Raw genomic sequence first — 20,680 nt, forward strand, 5'->3', positions numbered from 1 at the left:
CAATAAGCATTTGAATTTCAATTTGTTGTTTAGCAATTAAAATCACATTGTTTTTTTGCTTAAATCATAATCCACCCGCACATGGTAGATACTTTTGAGCATAGCCTTGAAAATGACAGCCGATTCGGTGATATCTTTCAATGTGATATTACTATTGTTGAACTGTCCGCGCATCAATTTGTGTTCAATTATTTTATCAACCAGATTATTGATGGACTCTTCCGAGGGTTCTTTTAACGCTCTGGATGCAGCTTCAACAGAGTCGGCCATCATCAATACTGCCGTTTCTTTAGAGAAAGGGATGGGGCCGGGGTAGGTGAATAAAGATTCGTCCACGAGTTTGTCTGGATTATTTTTAACAAATAAATTATAAAAATAGTCTACACGTGTGGTACCGTGGTGTGTTCGGATAAAGTCAAGGATAACCTCGGGAAGCTGATGTTTCTTGGCGACATCAACACCTTTGATGACATGGGAGATGATGATCTGTGCACTTTGCTCTGGAGAGAGTTCATCATGTGGATTTTTCTCTGTTTTTTGATTCTCAATGAAAAATTGCGGATTGGTCAATTTACCAATGTCATGGTACAGGGCGCCGGCACGGACCAATAGGGGATTACCCCCGATTTTATAAATTGCGGCCTCCGCCAGATTGGCTACCTGTAGGGAGTGCTGAAAAGTGCCTGGAGCTTTAAAGGAAAGTTCCCGCAATAATTTGGAGTTACTATTGGTGAGTTCCATCAAGGTTAAATCAGAAACAATGCCAAAAAGTTTCTCGAAGGCATAGATCATTGGATAGGCAAGCAAAGTGATCATCACACTAACCAAGAAGGGAAGGAGATCTGTCCAGTAAATGGTGTCAATAGAGCCATTTCTTGTGACTACTAATCCAATGTAAGCGACCCAGTATGTTCCGAGGATGATCGCTGATGAAACGAACAATTGTTCTCGCTTGACCAATGTCTTGATACTGTATATCGCGACGATGCCCGCCATAAATTGTAAAAAGACAAACTCAAAACTGTTCGGTACAAATAGTCCCGCCAAAAGGACCATCAATAGATGGATATTCAGTGCGACCCTTGTGTCGAATAGGATACGGATGATAATGGGGACCGCACAAAATGGAATAAAGTACAGGTTTGGTATTTTGATCTTGATAGCCCAGGAAAGTACAGCAAGCATACCGATGATAACGATCATGATAATCATCAATAACCTGTTGTTGAAATAGATGTCTTTACGGAAAAGAAACAGAAAGACCATAAGTATGGAAAGAGCAAGGGATATAATGAGAAATTGCCCTAGGGTTACATAGTTTTGATTTCCACTTATTTTTCCTTCGTCTTCATATACCTTACGTAATGATTCTAGCTTTTGGTAAGTCTCATTGGATATAATCTTTTCTTTTTCAGCGATCAGTTCACCTTTTTGGACAACACCCCGGGTAACGGATATATTGGCGATGGCATTTTGTTCCAATGCTTCGGTCTGCTGGTCGTTATAAATATAATTAATTGTGATATAGTTTTTTAATGTTTCCTCTAGCCAACCTTTTTGTTTTATTTTGGTCAGCTTAGGCATTAATTCGTCCATATAGCCATAGGAGCTCTCGATGGTATAGCAATCAGCCGTGTTTTTTTGTGAGGCAACTTTGTCTTGTATTAACGTAAAATTATAATGTTTTGAAGCCGGTGATTTCTCGTTGTTGCGGTTTTGAAACCGATTATTCAACGAGAGTATCCCTTTTCCATAGAGATGGTTTAATATCGCATTTCCGGCACTGCGGTAATCGTTTATATTTTCATGTGTCGTGTCGAGTTTGCTACTTTGCCATTTTTCAGACAAATCAGTATTGAACTGATCAATCTGCTCTTTGCTAGTTGTTGTGTTGGCGTTATAAATTGGCTGGATTGTATTCAATATACCTTTTTTGTCCGCATTGAGCTCCTCCTGCGTCTTGAGGATCGCAAAATTGTAAGGGGATATTAAATTTTCATGGTTCCATACTTTTCCTTTTTGGAATTCATAACGGAATCGCGGTTGTTTGGGAAGAAAAATACAGATCAGAACGATAGTGATCAATATTAATCCAATTTTTCGGATGAGATTTTCTGTCGTGTTTAATTCTCTTTTATATTTTATTTTTAATCTTCCCACAGTGAACGATGTTTTTATATAAAGTTAATATACAAATGTAGTTATAATTTATTTTTTGTGGATTCTGCCGAAGCGATTTGAATCATGTTAAATGTGGGGAATGCTGTGTTGAACGGAAAATACTTGTTATCTTTGCAAAAAAAACACAACATGTCAACAAAATCACATCTAATTGCACCATCCGTTCTTGCTGCAGACTTCGCAAAATTATACGATGATATCATCATGGTAAACAATAGTGAGGCTGATTGGTTTCATATCGATATTATGGACGGCGTTTTTGTGCCGAATATCTCGTTTGGATTTCCCGTCATGCAAGCTATTGCGAAGCATGCCACCAAACCGTTGGATGTACATTTGATGATTGTTGATCCTGATCGTTATTTACAGGTATGTAAGGATTCGGGAGCAGAAATAATTACCGTACATTATGAGGCTTGTACGCATTTGCACCGTACATTGGCGGCTATCAAAGAGTTAGGCTGTAAAGCTGGGGTTGCATTGAATCCACATACACCTGTAGCACTTTTGAAAGATGTTTTGGCCGATCTGGATCTTGTGTGTCTGATGTCTGTCAATCCTGGATTTGGTGGACAGAAGTTTATCTCAAATACGTATGCCAAAGTACAGGAACTCCGTGCAATGGCTAAAGGTGTCAACGATGGATTGCTGATTGAAATTGATGGGGGAGTTACCACAGCCAATGCTGCTCAACTGTTGAAAGCTGGTGCAGATGTATTGGTCGCGGGTTCTTTTGTATTCAATGCTGCTGCGCCTTTGGATACCATTAAATCGCTGAAAGATATAGATATAAATATAGAAAATATATAAAGATAAGAAGAGGTGATTTAGTAAAATAAATCGCCTCTTTTTTTGGATGGATAAGGCGAAAAAAATAGTTTCAAAAAAAAATGGCTGGATTGCATAAGTTCTGTTTAGAACAATTCCAAATTGATTTAAATAAATTGAATGCATGCGTTTAAAGTTGGATTTTCACTATTTTTGTATTTAGTCATAATAGTTGATTTACGGTAAATGAATCAACTTAAAAATGCGAACTGAACGGGCAATTTATAATTTAATGTAGGAAGGCTGCACAGGTTATATATTCGCTTAATTATATTACAGACACGGTAGTGTAGGAGGATAGGAGTATATCTGCTGAACTACCCTTAAAATAGAAAGATTGATATCTATGAGTATTTACAACGATTACGTACAAGAGGTTGTAGAACGAGAAGGCCAAGGGTTACATCCTAAGCCTATTGACGGAGCAGAATTACTAAGTGAAGTAATTGCTCAGATTAAAGATTTAAACAATGAAAATAGAGCAGAATCTTTAAGATTGTTTATCTATAATACCTTGCCGGGCACAACCCCTGCAGCTGGTGTTAAGGCGCAGTTCTTAAAAGAAATTATTCTGGGTGAATCAGTTGTTGCTGAGATCACAGCTGATTTTGCTTTTGAGCTATTGTCTCATATGAAGGGTGGACCTTCTATCAACGTATTATTGGATCTTGCTTTAGGTGCTGATGCTGCGATCGCAAGTCAAGCTGCGGAAGTACTTAAAACACAAGTTTTCTTATATGATGCAGATACTGCTCGTTTGAAGGACGCTTATGAACAAGGTAATGCTATCGCAAAAGATATCTTGGAAAGCTATGCAAAAGCTGAATTTTTCACGAAACTTCCTGAAGTAACTGAAGAAATTCAGGTGGTTACTTTTATCGCAGGTGAAGGTGATATCTCTACAGATTTACTATCTCCGGGTAACCAAGCGCACTCGCGTTCTGATCGTGAATTACACGGTAAATGTATGATCACTCCAGAAGCACAACAACAAATCCAGGATCTACAGGCACAGCATCCAGGTAAAAGTGTGATGTTGATCGCCGAAAGAGGTACAATGGGTGTGGGATCCTCACGGATGTCAGGTGTGAATAATGTGGCCTTATGGACCGGTAAACAAGCTAGCCCTTATGTTCCTTTTGTAAACATCGCGCCAATTGTCGGTGGTACGAATGGTATCTCGCCAATTTTCTTGACAACAGTAGATGTTACAGGTGGTATTGGTATCGATCTTAAAAACTGGGTAAAGAAAGTTGATGAAAACGGAAATGTTATTCGCAATGATAAAAATGAGCCTGTTTTAGAAGAGGTTTATTCTGTTGCTACAGGTACTGTATTAACTATCAATACAAAAACAAAAAAATTATATAATGGTGAGCAGGAGCTAATTGATATTTCAAAAGCATTGACACCACAAAAAATGGAGTTTATCAAAGCGGGTGGTTCTTATGCTATCGTATTTGGTAAAAAAATCCAAACTTTCGCAGCACAAACTTTAGGTATCCAAGCACCTACAGTATTTGCTCCTTCGAAAGAAATCACCATTGAAGGACAAGGCTTAACCGCTGTAGAAAAAATCTTCAACAAAAATGCGGTTGGTGTAACACCAGGTAAAGTATTACATGCTGGTTCTGACGTTCGCGTGAAAGTGAACATTGTCGGTTCTCAAGATACGACAGGTTTAATGACTGCACAGGAGTTGGAAGCAATGGCTGCCACAGTAATTGCTCCTACGGTTGACGGTGCTTATCAATCAGGTTGTCATACAGCATCTGTTTGGGATAAGAAAGCGCAAGCGAACATTCCCAAATTGATGAAATTTATGAACGATTTTGGTTTGATCACAGCACGCGATCCAAAAGGCGTTTATCACTCTATGACAGACGTGATCCACAAAGTATTAAATGATATTACGATTGACGAATGGGCAATCATCATTGGTGGTGACTCGCATACACGGATGTCTAAAGGTGTTGCTTTTGGAGCTGACTCGGGTACTGTTGCATTGGCATTGGCTACGGGTGAAGCTTCGATGCCGATTCCTGAATCTGTAAAAGTTACTTTCAAGGGTAGTATGAAAGAACACATGGATTTCCGTGATGTTGTACATGCCACACAAGCGCAGATGTTACAGCAATTCGCTGGAGAAAACGTTTTCCAAGGTAGAATCATTGAAGTTCATATCGGTACTTTACTTGCCGACCAGGCCTTTACTTTTACGGACTGGACAGCGGAGATGAAAGCAAAAGCATCCATCTGTATTTCACAAGATGATACATTAATTGAATCTTTAGAAATCGCTAAAAATCGTATCCAAATCATGATTGATAAGGGTATGGAAAATAAAAACAACGTTTTGCAGGGTTTGATCGATAAAGCGAACAAGCGTATTGAGGAAATCAGATCTGGCGCGAAACCAGCCTTGACGCCAGATAACAATGCGAAATACTATGCTGAGGTTGTCGTTGACTTGGATCTTATCGAAGAACCAATGATTGCGGATCCAGATGTAAATAACGCAGACGTTTCTAAACGTTATACACACGACACTATTCGTGATCTTTCTTACTATGGTGGAAACAAAAAGGTAGATTTAGGTTTCGTAGGTTCATGTATGGTGCACAAGGACGATTTGAAAATCGTTTCGAAAATGTTGCGGAATATCGAACAGCAAAAAGGTGTTGTTACTTTTGAGGCACCATTGGTTGTAGCGGCTCCGACGTATAATATCATTGATGAGTTGAAAGCTGAAGGCGATTGGGAATTTTTGCAAAAATACTCTGGATTTGAGTTCAGTGATGCTTTGCCAAAAAGCACTGCCCGTACAGAATACGAAAATATCATGTATCTGGAGCGTCCTGGTTGTAACCTTTGTATGGGTAACCAAGAGAAAGCTGCTAAAGGTGATACAGTGATGGCTACTTCAACACGTTTGTTTCAAGGTCGTGTCGTAGAGGACAGAGATGGTAAAAAAGGAGAATCCTTATTGGCATCTACGCCTGTCGTCGTACTTTCAGCTATTTTAGGCCGTATTCCTAATATTGAAGAATACAAAGCTGCTGTCGAAGGCATTAACTTAACTAAATTTGCGCCTATTCCGACAAAGTAAAAAGCTATCAGGGTTTCAGTAACTTAATTAAATAACATAAATAAGAGAGATATGGCTTTTGATGTAGATATGATTAAAAAGGTGTACAGCCGTTATGATGAGCGCATTGCTGCGGCTCGTCAGGTGGTGAACAAACCTTTGACTTTATCTGAGAAAATTTTATATGCCCACCTTTGGGATGGTAATGCGACAGAAGATTATAAACGTGGCGTTTCCTACGTTGATTTTGCTCCTGATCGTGTAGCGATGCAAGACGCAACTGCACAAATGGCTTTATTGCAATTTATGCAGGCTGGACGTCCAAAGGTAGCAGTTCCTTCTACCGTTCACTGTGATCACTTGATCCAGGCGAAAGAAGGTGCAGATAAAGATTTAGCTCGTGCTAAAAACGAAAGTTCGGAAGTATTTAACTTTTTGAGCTCTGTTTCAAATAAATATGGTATAGGTTTCTGGAAACCGGGAGCAGGTATTATCCATCAGGTTGTATTGGAAAACTATGCATTCCCAGGTGGTATGATGATCGGTACGGATTCGCATACTGTAAATGCCGGTGGTTTAGGTATGGTTGCCATCGGTGTAGGTGGTGCTGATGCTTGTGATGTGATGGCTGGTTTACCTTGGGAGCTTAAATTTCCCAAATTGATCGGTGTTAAATTAACAGGTAAATTGAGTGGTTGGGCTGCTGCAAAAGACGTTATCCTAAAAGTTGCTGGTATCTTAACTGTAAAAGGAGGAACTGGTGCAATCGTTGAATATTTTGGCGAAGGTGCGGAGTCCCTATCTTGTACAGGTAAGGGTACAATCTGTAACATGGGCGCAGAAATTGGTGCCACGACTTCAACATTTGGTTACGATGAGTCCATGGAGCGTTACCTTCGTGCGACGGGCCGTGCTGAAGTTGCGGATGCTGCCAATGCCATCAAACAACACTTGACAGCTGATGCTGAAGTTTATGCTAATCCGGAGCAATATTTTGATCAATTGATCGAAATCAATCTTTCGGAACTCGAGCCTTCATTAAATGGGCCATTCACGCCAGATTTATATACGCCAGTGTCACGCATGCGTGAAGAGGCTGATAAGAATGGCTGGCCTTTGAAAGTGGAGTGGGGATTGATCGGATCCTGTACAAACTCTTCATATGAGGATTTGTCGCGCGCCGCTTCTATTGCCAAACAAGCTGTTGATAAAGGATTGATCACCAAAGCTGAATTTGGTATCAACCCGGGCTCTGAGCAAGTTCGTTTTACAGCGGATCGTGATGGTTTATTAAAAACATTTGAAGATCTTAACGCAACGATATTCACCAATGCTTGTGGTCCATGTATCGGTATGTGGGATCGTGTAGGTGCGGACAAACAAGAGAAAAACACGATTGTTCACTCGTTCAACCGTAACTTTGCAAAACGTGCGGATGGCAATCCAAATACCTATGCATTTGTTGCTTCACCAGAACTGGTTGCTGCAATTGCAATTTCCGGTGATTTGGGCTTTAATCCTGTTACGGATACATTAACGAACAATAAAGGTGAGCAAGTGAAGTTGGATCCTCCTGTGGGAGATGAATTACCAACAAAAGGATTTGCTGTTGATGATCCGGGATATCAGGCTCCTGCAGCGGATGGTAGTGCTATCGTTGTTGACGTAGCACCGACATCAGACCGTCTACAATTGTTGGAACCTTTTGCAGCTTGGGAAGGTACAGACTTAAAAGGTTTGAAATTATTGATCAAAGCAAAAGGTAAATGTACGACGGATCATATTTCTATGGCTGGTCCTTGGTTGAAATACCGTGGTCACTTAGATAATATCTCAAATAATATGCTGATCGGTGCGGTTAACTTTTTCAATGAGAAAACCGATAACGTGAAGAATCAATTGACAGGTGAATATGGTCCTGTTCCTGCAACGCAACGTGACTATAAAGCACATAACATCGGATCAATTGTGGTAGGGGATGAGAACTATGGTGAAGGGTCTTCCCGTGAGCATGCCGCGATGGAACCTCGTCATTTGGGTGTCCGCGCAGTATTGGTTAAATCTTTTGCTCGTATTCACGAGACGAACCTGAAAAAACAAGGTATGTTGGGTTTAACTTTCGCTAACAAAGACGACTATAACAAAATTCAAGAAAATGATACGATTGATATCCTAGGCTTGACGGAGTTTGCTCCTGGTAAACCATTGACTCTTGTCTTGCACCATGCAGATGGAACACAAGAGCAGATCTTGGCAAACCATACCTACAATGCACAACAGATCGAATGGTTTAAAGCCGGTGGTGCTTTGAATATCATTCGTAAGAATCAAGCGAAATAAATTGATTCCATAAAAATTTAGTTTAAAAAGCTGCTTTCATCCGGAAGCAGCTTTTTTTATACAAACTCCTAGCTGGAAACATTTCTGTGATCTTCGTCATATTTTCCTAATTTCCATATAATTTATTTGGTTATAAAATAGAATGAGGGTACTTTTGCCCAACGTTTTTAGCGCCGATATGAGAAAAATATTTTTGACAATTGGAGCACTTGCATTAAGTGTTTCGAGTTTATTTGCACAGGAAAATCCAGAAATAGGAAAAAGCATTTTTAAACCAAGGAATTTAAGGACAGAAAGTAATAAAGGGAAGTTTTTCTTTTTTTGGGGGTATAACTTTTCTTCTTACGCAAAATCTGATATACATTTTACAGGTCCAAATTATGATTTCATTCTCCATGATGTAAAAGCGGGTGACCGCCCAACGAAATTTGGGTCTACTTATTTTGACCCCGGTCGTTTGACTATTCCACAATTTAATCTGCATTTTGGTTATTATATCAAGGACAATTACTCCATTTCCTTAGGCTGGGATCATATGAAATATGTTGTGGATATTCCACAACAGGTCAAGATCACAGGTTATATTGGTGATGAAATCTCAAACCCTGGCATACCGACCGGAAATCGTGCAGGACAATATAATGGCGAAAAGATCACGGTGGATTCTGCAATGTTGACTTTTGAACATACAGATGGCTACAATTTTGCCTCCGTCGGGTTGGAGCGATACGATGATATCATCAACAACCGCAAAGGTCAACAGGTGCTCACCATGGAGTCTGGTGTAGATGTAGGACTCTTGATTCCGCGTTCGGATGTACATCTTTTTGGTGAAGGCGGTAACCACTTCTGGAATATAGCCGGATATGGTGCTTCGGCAAAAGTAGGCTTACACTACCGTTTTTATAAAGGACTTTACCTGCAGGGAAATTTTAAAACAGGCTGGACGGATTTGTACAATATCCGCACAACGGGTAGAAGAGGCGTCGACAAAGCTACACAACAGATCTGGTTTTTTGAAAACTATTGGGCCTTGGGCTTTAGATTCTAACGATTTCAATCTATACTATCATAGGAAAGGGGCTGTCAAAAACAGCCCCTTTCCTATGATATCTCTATCGGGAAACAAGATCATTTCATAAGCGAATCGAGGTTTTCCTAAATATCACTTAATTTAAAGATGTCTTTTACCCGGATTCCTTTCTCCGTATGTTGTAGCGTACAGCATTCATTAATCGGATCATGCTCAAAGAAGAGAATATATTCATTTTCGACGATTTCATTCCAATAGCTATTACGTTCTTCCATGGTGATAAGCGGTCTCACATCATAGCCCATGACATAAGGGATAGGGATATGACCAACAGAAGGCAAGAGATCTGCCATATAAAGCACCGTCTTTCCCTTATATTGAACCTGCGGCAACATCATCGCTTCGGTGTGGCCGTTGGCATAACGAATACTGATGTCTTTGCCAAATGGATCCTTGCTATCTTCTACGAATTTCAATCGGCCACTTTCTTGAATAGGAAGAATATTCTCTTTTAGAAACGATGCTTTCTCTCTCGCATTGGGGGTTGTAGCCCAAGCCCAATGGTCAGCATTACTCCAAAAGTCCGCATTTTTAAAAGCAGGAGATAGTTTTTCCCCTTCACGGATAATGGCACCACCGCAATGGTCAAAATGCAAATGTGTCAGGATAACGTCCGTAATGTCGTTTCTGTCAAAGCCAATAGCTTTAAGCGATTTATCTAAGGTGGCATCACCGTGTAAATAGTAATAACTGAAGAATTTTTCGTTTTGTTTATCGCCAAGGCCTGTGTCCACCAGCATTAATCTGTTACCTTCCTCAATGAGGAGTAAACGATTGCCCCATGTGCACATATTGTTGGAATCAGCAGGATTTGTTTTATTCCAGATACTTTTGGGAACCACTCCAAACATGGCACCGCCGTCCAATTTAAAGAAGCCTGTTTCTATCGCATGTAATTTCATCTTATTAATATTTGTAAAGCTTGGAACAATTTACGAAAAATATAAATTATATGGACGGTACACGAACGGATTGTGCTAAAAAAATATGCTAAAAAGTTTAATTTATTTTACCTTTATAAGTAACTGATAGTTAGCTTATTGGTTTTGTGTTTTTTATACAATAAGCCTGATTTTTAGATAATTAAGTTTTGTTTTTAGCGAAATTTGCCTTTAACTTTGGGCACATTTTAAAACAAACAAAAAATATGAAAAAGGGTAACATTGGAAACGCGCCTGATTTGAAATATTTGAAAATTGATTATACAGGAAATGTATTTTATCAATTACCTGTTTCAGAGTTGGTCGAACATGCTTTGGCGAATCAAGAAGGAAGACTGTCTGACACTGGAGCATTAGCCGCTGATACAGGAAAATTTACTGGAAGATCCCCCAAAGACCGCTTTTTGGTTGAGGATTCCTTGACTAAGGATGCAGTATGGTGGGGTGAAATCAATCAGCCGATGACCTCGGCCAATTTTGATGCATTATTTTCAAAGGTTGCTGCACATTTGAGTAACAGAACAATTTACGTTCGGGATTGTGCGGCAGGGGCGGACCCAGCATATCAATTATCCATTCGTGTTATCACGGAAACAGCTTATCAGAGTATTTTTGCCAACAACTTGTTTTTGAGATCTGCGGGTGATATTGATAGTCAACCGCAATGGTCAATACTAGCTGCACCGACATTGCTTATCGAGGACCCGCAACACTACGGTATTCGCAACGAAAATTTTGTAGCTATTGACTTTACAAAAAAAATGGTGTTGATTGCGGGAACGGGATATACAGGTGAAATCAAGAAAAGTATCTTTTCCATCTTGAATTTTATTTTACCGCATGAACATAATGTATTATCTATGCACTGCTCGGCGAATACCTCCAAAGATGGTAAAACAGCCTTATTCTTCGGACTTTCCGGAACGGGTAAGACCACATTATCGGCGGATAAAAATAGAAAATTGATCGGTGATGACGAACATGGTTGGAGCGAGAAGGGGATTTTCAACTTTGAAGGTGGTTGTTATGCAAAATGCGTTGGACTTACAGAGGAAAAAGAGCCCGAAATTTATCATGCTATCCGTTTTGGTTCCTTGCTTGAGAATGTTGTCCTGGATGAGTTTGATCGACCAGACTATGACGATATCAGTAAAACGGAAAATACACGGGTTTCCTATCCGATCGATTTCATGGAAAACGCTGAGATGACAGGAATAGGTAATGCCCCTGAAAATATTTTCTTTCTGACTGCAGATGCCTTTGGTGTATTGCCCCCGATTTCATTGCTAACAGTAGATCAGGCTGTTTATCATTTTGTGAGTGGTTATACGGCAAAAGTAGCCGGTACCGAAGTGGGAGTAAAGGAACCTACTGCAGCCTTCTCAACATGTTTTGGTCAAGCATTCTTACCTTTACACCCAGCGAAGTATGCTGCGTTACTACGGGCCAAACTGGAGCAAAATCCCAAGATCAAAGTATGGTTGGTTAATACAGGCTGGATTGCCGGCCCTTATGGTATCGGACGTCGTATTAAACTGAACTATACACGGGCCCTAATTCGTGCTGCAATGGATGGTTCACTATTGGAGGCTCAATTTAATAAGCATGAGATTTTTGGATTGGATTATCCGACCAGCTGTGGCGAATATGTTCCCGAACAGATTCTAGACGCTAGGGGATTATGGAACAATAACGAAGCCTACGACATGCAAGCCAAACGATTGGCAAAATTGTTTATTGAAAATTTTGAAAAATTTGATCATTCAATGCCAGCGTCGGTACAGATGGCTGGCCCTCGGATCGCTACGACGATACTCGTTTAAAAGTATCGCATTAATTAGCGAACAAAGCCTTCAAAAAGACATTGTCTTTCTGAAGGCTTTTTTATAGATGCATTTTAATTGTGCTTGTTCACAAAAGAATCCAATTGCTCCTGTTCATTTCCGGCAATTGCATTGATAATTATCCGAAAAGCAGCTAAGCGGGCTTTCTTTTTATTGTCTTTGTCGATTTCAAACCAAGGCGACTTTTTGGTGGCAGTCGTTTTAAAGAGTTTTTCAATATAACCCGTATAAACATCCCATTTTTCTTGTGCCTGCTGATCCAAAACCCCAATCTTCCAGTGCTTTAGAATATCTTCTTGCCGCTCCTTTAAGCGCTCCGCCTGCTCTTCTTTACTGATGCTCAGAAACAGCTTAATTAGGATAATGCCATCATCAATCAATTGCTTTTCAAATTCCGGTACCTGTTGCATGAATAATTCATGCTGCTCCTTTGTACAAAAATCAAATACAGGCTCTACCACAGCACGGTTATAATAACTACGGTCGAAAATCACCATTTCACCGGCATTGGGTAGATGCTTGATATACCGTTGAAAGTACCACTGACCATTCTCCTCAACAGTTGGCTTCGGTAATGCCACAACACGTACCTTTTTGGGATTTAAATGCTCGGTCACCCGACCAATTGTACCTCCCTTTCCAGCGGCATCTCTTCCCTCGAATATAATGACAACACGTTTCCCCTTTTCAATGATATCATATTGTAATTTGAGCAAGGTAATCTGTAGCTCATAGAGCTCTTTTTCATAGTCATAGACATCGTTAAATTTTTTGATTTCCAAAATCCCATGTTGCTCTAAATAGTCAAGAACATCTTTGTTTTGACGGATTTTTTCAAGCTCTTTTAAATCGTATTCTGCCATATTAATTGTTTTTTTCAAGTTCGTTCACCTAAAGTTACTTATTGAATTGTTAAAAAATGTCAAAACTAAAATAAATCAGACCTGCACATGTAATATTGATCCAGAAGCCAACGTTATAAGGAAAAGCAATGTAAAAGGATGCTTTGATTAAGAATTGGACTTTTCATAAATTTAGGTTAATAATTGGTTAGGTTAGCCCGGAGTTCTCAACTTCGGGCTTTTTTTATGCAGCAAAGTTTTTCGGGTACCCAATTAGCTCTCCAGTGAAAGACTTTGATCTGGCTAGGAACATTCCATAAGGTAAGATCATATACTGTTGAACCGTTTTCAGGTATTCGATTAGCTCTTTGGTGAACAGCCTTGACTCGTAATTATACATGAATATACGATAGGGTAGGATCGTATATTGTATAAATGTTAAAAAATGTTAAAGGAATGGTAATCATATAATTAATTGAAATATGTGTCGTTTTAATTTCAAATACTTTTCATAAAATAGGTTAATATATGGCTAACGAAAGCTCAGAGTTCCCCACTCTGGGCTTTTTACTTTTTGATTAATCAGAATGGTTTTTTAGTGAAGGATAAATGCCCCCCTATAATTAAAAATATAAAGTCGGGCCTATTATAGATTATCCGTTTATAGGTTATCCATATGTTGGATAATTTTCGAAGAGTGATTATAGACTTTCAGCTTTACGCCAACTTCCTGCCCGGATGGATTTTTGATGGACACGCTTCCTTTCTGACCGATGTTCAGGGAATATTCTTTGCCTTTTTTCATGATGATTTCACTGGTATCAGTCGCTAACGCTATCGTATTGCTCGATTTATTGACGGCATCGATAGAAAATGTGCTCGCGTCCTCTGTTGAAATCTTTAAGAATTTATGTGCTGGGACCACTGTATTGATATACAATGTGTGTTTATCTTTTTTGCCTAGTTTGTTTACCTGGCAGGACTGTAAGATTGCGCAGGTCAATAGTGCAGCTAATAATTTCATAATTTAATCGTTGATAATTGCTAGAAATTAAAAAATAAAGTTCATTTATCCTAATATTTAATTATTCAGGTTACTCGAAAAGTCTAATTTAAAGGCGGGAATATGATTAGGTATAAGGAAAGCCCTACAATTTGCTTGTAGGGCTTTCCTATTCTTTTAAATAAAATAACGCTAAGCTACTTCCCTTAAATCTACTGCAACTACACGCGATACACCTTGTTCGACCATGGTCACGCCATAGATAATATCTGTACTTGCGATTGTTTTCTTATTGTGGGATACAACAATAAACTGTGAATTTTTGGAAAAATCACGAATGATATTGTTGAATTTATCAATATTGGTATCATCCAGCGGAGCATCCACCTCATCAAAAATACAGAAAGGTGCCGGCTTCGAGAGGTACAAGGAAAATAACAATGCCGTAGAAGTCAAAGTCTTCTCACCACCCGAAAGCTGGTTGATTGACAACGGGCGTTTTCCCTTTGGCTGAGCTATGATATCAATATCCGAATCCAATGGATTGCTTGGGTCAGTCAAAACGAGATCACAGCTGTCTTCTTCATTGAATAACGAACGGAATACCTTAACGAAATTGTCCCGTACAGCATTGAAGGTAAACATAAACTGCACCTTAGCCGTATCATCTATTTCTTTGATTGTTGCCAATAATGAGCCTTTTGCTTCAATCAGATCTGCTTTTTCCTTATTGATAAAGTCATAACGCTCATTCATCTCATCAAAGGCCTCTTTGGCCATTAAATTGATCGTCCCAAACTCATCGAGCTGCTTTTTGAGTTTGCTGCATTTTGTCGCTAAACTGGATTGATCTTCGGCTATTTCCGGTACATCCTCACGTTCGATCAGATCTTTCAATTCGATATTAAATTCGACCGACAGACGTTCCTTAAGTGCATTGAGATCAATTTGTAAAGCTGTTTTCTTATCCTTAATCTCACCGACAAGAAAGTCACTCTGTTCTTTCGAGCGGCGTTGCTGAGTCAGTGAATCTTCCAGATTATTGATCTGTTGCTTGTCCGCATAATACTTTTCCTCTAGCTCTTTTAGGCCGTCTTCCAATGAAATCTTCTGCTCATACATAGCAATAAGATCTGCATCTTCTTCGTCCTCAAATGGAATCGTAGTTCGCAATGCTTCCTGTACTTTAACGAGTTCAATACTATTTCGCTCGATACGGATTTCATGATCATCTTTTTGAGTCTCTCTGAATTCGAGATCCTTGCTAATATTAGCTACTTTATTCAGTTGTTGATGATAACTGATATTTTCCTGGTTATAGGCGATGGATTTTTCGTTTAATATCTCTGAAATTTCATGGAATTGATCCTGCAATTCCGAGAGTTCAGTTACACTTTGATCTTTTTCTATACGTAATTCCTGAAGTTGAGGTTCGGCAACTGTAAGATCCGACTCGATAGTCGCAATTTTTTCCTGGATATCTTTTTTCCGTATTTGCGAATTGTTGATGAAAGCTTGATATTGCTCCTGTTTGGTTTTCACCGTTATCAACTCATTGTTGAGTCTGTTCAGTTGAAAACGTAGTTCATCAATAAGTTCTTTTTGTGAGTTGCTACGCAAAGTCTCCACACGTGCTGTTTCAGCCGTTATTTTGTCTTCAAGTTTTGCAATCTCCAGATTAAGCTCTTTAATTTCCTGTGAGAGAACCTCTAGGTTTTTCGCTCTACCGATACGTTTCCCTTCGAATAACCCGACCGATCCGCCTGAAATACCTAGATGATGTTTGGCGTAACGGCCATTCTTCTGGAGAATAACCTGTCCTGCTTCGGGAAGCTTCTGCTCCATTTCCTTTTCGCCTTCCTGCTTTAAAATATATACATGCTGAAGGAGTAGGGTACAAAGCGCTTTATATTTTTCATCCACAGTGATGACATCTAATGCGGACATGAGATTGTCATGTGGAGGAAGGGGCTGTTTAACGGCTGTATCTATGGCATTCAGAACAAAGAAATTGGCACGGCCTTTTGCGGCGTCGCTCAATAACTGGATGGCCTGAACGGCATCTTGTTGCGTCTCGACAACATAATGGTTCATGATCGGTTCCAAATAGTTTTCGATCGCAACACGATAGTCTTCCTGGCAAAATAACACATCGGAGAAGAGAGGTGGCTGTTTTTTCCAACCTGCATTTTTCTTCAAGAATCGAATGGAATCTGGGAAACCCTCTAAATTGTCAATAAGGGATTTTGTCAGATTATATTCATTCTGTTTGGCATCGACCAATCTAAGGTCTTTCGCAAGTTGTGCTTTAAATTGCTCCAAATTTGTCTGACATTGAAGGATCTGCGTTTGCAGTTCTTCCTCCAGTTGATTGGCCGAATCATACTGCAACTGCTGCGCTTCGACACGACCTTCCAATTCCGCTACAGCACTGTTAAATTGTAGTAATTCCGCTTCTTTCGATTCGGTATCCACACTATTGCGGACAGCTTCCTGAAGAAGGGCTTCCTTTTGGATATTAAAAACAGCGAGATCCTTCTCGAGTTTATAAATCTTAGCCTGAAGTTCCGCATTGCTTTTGTTGAAGATATCCAATTTCCCCTTAGCAGATTGTTGTTGACCCCTCAGAGCATCCACTTCAGATTTATTGGATTCCAGGTTGTCTTTGAGTGAATCAAGTTTATTCTGTTCATCAAATAGCTCCTCATTCAGTCTTTTAATGGTATAAAGAACGTGATTAAGTTGTTGTTTGTCGCTATTGACATCAAGGTTTAATCGATTTTCTTTATCCTGAAGATTTTTTACTTTCTCATTTTTGATCTTCTTTTCCGACTCATAGCCACGGATTTTGTTGACAAATTCCTGTGTAGCCTTTTGTTGTATAGAAAGGTTCTTCTCCTGCTCCAAATTTACCTGACGCAGTGATTGAAGTTCAGTCTCCGCATTGAGAATCAATTGCTGGGAATTTGCGGAATCCTTTTGAACTTTAGACTCCTGCGTTTGAAGTCGATCAAGTTCAGTCGAGAAATCAGCAATTCTATAATAAGCAAGATCAATGCTACTTTGACGATATTCCTGCTTGAGTAGGGTGTATTTCTCCGCTTTTTTTGCTTGATTTTCTAGCGATTTAAGATTTTTTGTGATCTCATAGAGTAAATCGTCCACCCGACTGAGGTCAGCTTCGGTATCTTTTAATTTTGTTAGGGTCTGTTTTTTGCGCACCTTGTATTTTGAAATACCGGATGCTTCCTCAAAAAGATTTCTACGCGAATTGTCTTTGTTATTGATGATTTCATCGATCATTTTCAACTCGATGATGGAATAACTATCGGCACCGACCCCGGTATCCAAAAATAGATCCGTGATATCTTTTAAACGACATTTTACATCATTCAAACGATACTCACTATCCCCATTTCGGAATAGTTTACGGGTCACTGTAACAGTAGAGAATTCTGTTGGGAGGATATTATTGTTATTATTGAAGGTCAAGGAAACTTCCGCAAGATTAGCTGGTTTTCTGTTCTTTGTTCCGTTAAAAATAATGTTTTCCATTTTATCCGAACGCAGCATCTTTGTACTTTGTTCACCAAGCACCCAGCGTATTGCGTCCACCACATTGGATTTCCCACATCCATTTGGCCCAACAATCGCGGTAACACCGTCATTGAAGTTGATCGTGATCTTGTCTCCGAAACTCTTAAATCCCTTTATTTCTAGTTTGGTTAACTGCATTTATACCAAATTTGTTTGTCGTTATAAGCTTGCGAAAATAGTAAATTAAAATAAAACTTTTTTCTTTCTTTACTCACATTTTCCTGTTTCAGGATCGCAAGAAGGCCCTTCTTCACCTCTTTGTTGTAATGGGGCGGATTGGCTTGCCAAACACTCTTTGATCGTATTGTGAAAAACTTCCATGGGTTGTGCACCGGGAATCGCATATTTCCGGTCAAAGACAAAGAATGGTACACCACGAAGACCAAGGTTGACACCTTCCTGAATATCCTGACTGACATCATAAGCATAGTTATCAGACTCCAAAAGTTCCTGTGCCGCTTGAGCGGAGAGGCCGACTTGTTTGGCCAGTTCAACTAGGGTTGCATTATCGTTGACATCTAAACCATCTGTAAAATGAGCTTTGAATAATGATTTTTTCAAAGCAGTTCCTTTTTGATGGGCCTGCGCAAAATGAAGGACACGATGTGCTTTTTTCGTATTTACGATAATTGCTTTATCAAAGTTTAATGCGATACCAAGTTCCTTACCTTGCGCACTGAGTTGTGCCGTCATTGCCACGACATCATCCATGCTCATCCCTTTTGTACGGACAAGGTAATCGTACGTTGGCATTCCCGGAAAGTCTTCGGGAAATTCTGGATTGAGCTGATAGGATTTCCAGGTAATCTCTGCTTGTACTTCCTGCTCAACTTCCTGTAGGGCAGACTCAATCTTTGTCAAACCAATATAACAAAATGGACAAATGATGTCCGACCAAATTTCTATTTTCATATTTCTTATTTTACTCCGTATATTGTAATCAAAAATACATATAATAACGGTGATTATCGGATTACATTGTTGGGTCAATGTCAACATCATTATATTGCAGGTCTAAGTATATGTCAGAGAAAGATTTTTTGAATCGTAAAGTAACACTCGTCCTCGGAGGTGGGGGAGCGAGAGGATTGGTACATATCGGTATTATCCGCAAACTAGAGGAAATGGGCTTTGAGATCGATGAAATTGTGGGTTGTTCCATTGGCGCATTAGTCGGCGGAATTTATGCGCAGGGAAAGATGGATGTACTGGAAGACTGGATGCATAATCTAACAAAGAAATCAGTTTTCAATATGATGGATTTCAGCTGGAAGGGTTTGGGAATGATGAAAGGGATTAAAGTCTTCAATGCCTTGAAATCGGTTATTCCCGATGCTAATATCGAAACGTTTCCTATTTTATTCAAGGCAGTTGCAACCGATCTGAATTATGAAGAAGAAGTCGTACTCGATTTTGGAAGTATGTATGATGCAATTCGGGCTTCCATCGCGATACCAGCTGTTTTTACAGCAATAGAAGAGGATACTCATGTCTATGTAGATGGTGGTGTACTCAATCCATTACCCATCAACCATGTTACACGGAAAGAAAATTTAATTATAGCGGTCAATCTGGAATCAAAACCGGATAAACAGTATTCTGTTATCAAAAAATTGGATACAAAAAACTCAAATTCTCTGGATATTCTACAAGCTTCCTATTATGTGATGCGTAGAAAAATGAGCCGTATGATTATTGATCTCTACCGACCGGATGTTGTTGTCAACATTCCTTACAATATCTGTAATTTGTGGGACTACCACCGTGCAGAGTTTTTAGTTCAAAAAGGTAGGGAGTATATTGATAAAGCCATTAAAAGTAAGACCAAAATAGAGTAGTGGACAGCGCAAGCTACTTTATTTTGGTCTTTCAGATTTAGATCATCGGGAATTGCACAGGGTGATCTTTGCTCGTTGTCCAGAAATCAAGGATTAAAACAGATTGGGATAGTCACTGATAATTCCATCTACTTTCAGCGCCTTCAATTGCTCAATCTCTGTTTTACTATTTACCGTCCATGGAATTACCTTAACATTCGCTTTATGGTATTGTTTGACAAATTCGCTGGTCACCAGCTTATAGTGTGGGCTAATGATGAAAGGTGTAAAACCTAATGCTGCGATTGTCTCCTGTGTATTTTTTGTATAGTTGGCATCAATAAGGTAAGATGTTTTTAATTGTGGGTAGGCTTTGTTTAGATACTTGACTGCCCGGATATCAAAGGATTGAATGACGGTGCGTGCTGCAATTTTTTTCTCTGTGATAACCTGTACCATTAAATCAACGAATTCTTCCACTCTAGGATGATAGATGCCGTCTTTATCCTCTTTACTTTTCACCTCAATATTATAAAACATAGGCGCTGATCTCTTTTGGAGGGCATAGGCTTCTGTACTATCGATGAGGTCGGCGAGTTTTGCAATACGTGTAACTTGTTTTTTCTGTTCGGGAAACTCCTTATAAAATTTGGAACCAATATCGTACTTGATCAGCTCTTTATAGTTCATTGCATATATTTTCAAAGATTTATCTTTTTCGGGAATCTCAGTGCCATCTGGTTTTAACACAAATTTGGGATTGAGATAATCGTCATGAAAAACAACGACTTTCCGATCTTTTGTAATGTGGCAATCCATTTCCAGTGTTGTTACTTGGGGCATGTCAATTGCATTTTTCATTGCTGCAATGGATTCTTCGGGGTACAGGCCACGTCCGCCACGATGTGCTTCTAAACTGAGTTTAGGGAAGCTGTTGGTTGTTTTTGCGGAATCTTTCATAACTGAACAAGATGCAAATGGTAATAGCAGACCAAAAAAGGCTATTCTAAAAAGACTTCTTTTCATTATTATTATATTTAAACAAATTTAGGGGTAAATTACCCCATTTTGAATAGGCGAATATACATAACCTATTTTACTTTGAA

General features: G+C 39.3%; 13 protein-coding genes. 6 read left to right on the forward strand and 7 right to left on the reverse strand.

The window, feature by feature from the left end; all coding sequences use genetic code 11:
- Positions 1-42: 42 nt before the first annotated feature.
- Entirely contained in the window at positions 43-2,160 is a 2,118-nt protein-coding gene (locus LC454_RS04015; RefSeq protein ID WP_223579800.1) for an HD family phosphohydrolase, read from the reverse strand.
- A 150-nt stretch (positions 2,161-2,310) separates the two neighbouring features.
- Between LC454_RS04015 and rpe the strand changes: the two genes are divergently transcribed.
- From rpe to LC454_RS04035, 4 genes are all read left to right on the forward strand, one after another.
- Positions 2,311-2,991 carry a ribulose-phosphate 3-epimerase gene (gene rpe, locus LC454_RS04020; protein ID WP_223579803.1) on the forward strand — a complete coding sequence of 227 codons (681 nt, stop codon included), beginning with the start codon at positions 2,311-2,313 and terminating at the stop codon, positions 2,989-2,991.
- Between the two features lie 364 nt (positions 2,992-3,355).
- The gene (locus LC454_RS04025; protein WP_223579806.1) at positions 3,356-6,118 is read left to right on the forward strand and encodes a bifunctional aconitate hydratase 2/2-methylisocitrate dehydratase; all 2,763 of its coding nucleotides are present in this window, start codon (positions 3,356-3,358) and stop codon (positions 6,116-6,118) included.
- Positions 6,119-6,169: 51 nt separating this feature from the next.
- Positions 6,170-8,437, forward strand: a complete 2,268-nt coding sequence (locus tag LC454_RS04030) for an aconitate hydratase (RefSeq protein ID WP_223579809.1) — start codon at positions 6,170-6,172, stop codon at positions 8,435-8,437.
- 178 nt (positions 8,438-8,615) lie between these two features.
- Positions 8,616-9,488, forward strand: a complete 873-nt coding sequence (locus LC454_RS04035) for a hypothetical protein (RefSeq protein WP_223579812.1) — start codon at positions 8,616-8,618, stop codon at positions 9,486-9,488.
- Positions 9,489-9,595: 107 nt separating this feature from the next.
- On the opposite strand, the gene LC454_RS04040 is transcribed toward LC454_RS04035, so the two are convergent.
- Positions 9,596-10,432, reverse strand: coding sequence for an MBL fold metallo-hydrolase (locus LC454_RS04040; RefSeq protein WP_223579815.1), 837 nt, complete (start codon positions 10,430-10,432; stop codon positions 9,596-9,598).
- A 245-nt stretch (positions 10,433-10,677) separates the two neighbouring features.
- Here LC454_RS04040 and pckA point away from each other — a divergent pair, with 245 nt between their 5' ends.
- A complete protein-coding gene (gene pckA, locus LC454_RS04045) occupies positions 10,678-12,294 on the forward strand; it encodes a phosphoenolpyruvate carboxykinase (ATP) (protein WP_223579818.1) in 1,617 nt (538 codons plus the stop codon).
- Between the two features lie 74 nt (positions 12,295-12,368).
- On the opposite strand, the gene ppk2 is transcribed toward pckA, so the two are convergent.
- The 4 genes from ppk2 to LC454_RS04065 form a co-directional block, all read right to left on the reverse strand.
- Positions 12,369-13,178 carry a polyphosphate kinase 2 gene (ppk2, locus tag LC454_RS04050; protein ID WP_223579821.1) on the reverse strand — a complete coding sequence of 270 codons (810 nt, stop codon included), beginning with the start codon at positions 13,176-13,178 and terminating at the stop codon, positions 12,369-12,371.
- A 640-nt stretch (positions 13,179-13,818) separates the two neighbouring features.
- On the reverse strand, positions 13,819-14,181 hold the full coding sequence (locus LC454_RS04055) for a hypothetical protein (protein ID WP_223579824.1): 363 nt from the start codon (positions 14,179-14,181) through the stop codon (positions 13,819-13,821).
- A 171-nt stretch (positions 14,182-14,352) separates the two neighbouring features.
- Complete coding sequence (gene smc / locus LC454_RS04060; protein WP_223579827.1) at positions 14,353-17,895, reverse strand: chromosome segregation protein SMC; 3,543 nt, start codon at positions 17,893-17,895, stop codon at positions 14,353-14,355.
- A 69-nt stretch (positions 17,896-17,964) separates the two neighbouring features.
- Positions 17,965-18,669, reverse strand: coding sequence for a DsbA family oxidoreductase (locus LC454_RS04065; RefSeq protein ID WP_223579830.1), 705 nt, complete (start codon positions 18,667-18,669; stop codon positions 17,965-17,967).
- 110 nt (positions 18,670-18,779) lie between these two features.
- On the opposite strand from LC454_RS04065, the gene LC454_RS04070 reads away from it, so the two are divergent.
- Positions 18,780-19,595, forward strand: coding sequence for a patatin-like phospholipase family protein (locus tag LC454_RS04070; protein WP_223579833.1), 816 nt, complete (start codon positions 18,780-18,782; stop codon positions 19,593-19,595).
- A 93-nt stretch (positions 19,596-19,688) separates the two neighbouring features.
- Here the strand turns inward: LC454_RS04070 and LC454_RS04075 are convergent, their stop codons facing one another.
- Positions 19,689-20,600 (reverse strand): glycerophosphodiester phosphodiesterase family protein, encoded by a 912-nt coding sequence (locus LC454_RS04075; RefSeq protein WP_223579836.1) that lies wholly within the window; start codon positions 20,598-20,600, stop codon positions 19,689-19,691.
- Positions 20,601-20,680 lie beyond the last annotated feature (80 nt).

This window comes from Sphingobacterium sp. GVS05A (genome assembly GCF_019969845.1).
Lineage (GTDB): Bacteria > Bacteroidota > Bacteroidia > Sphingobacteriales > Sphingobacteriaceae > Sphingobacterium.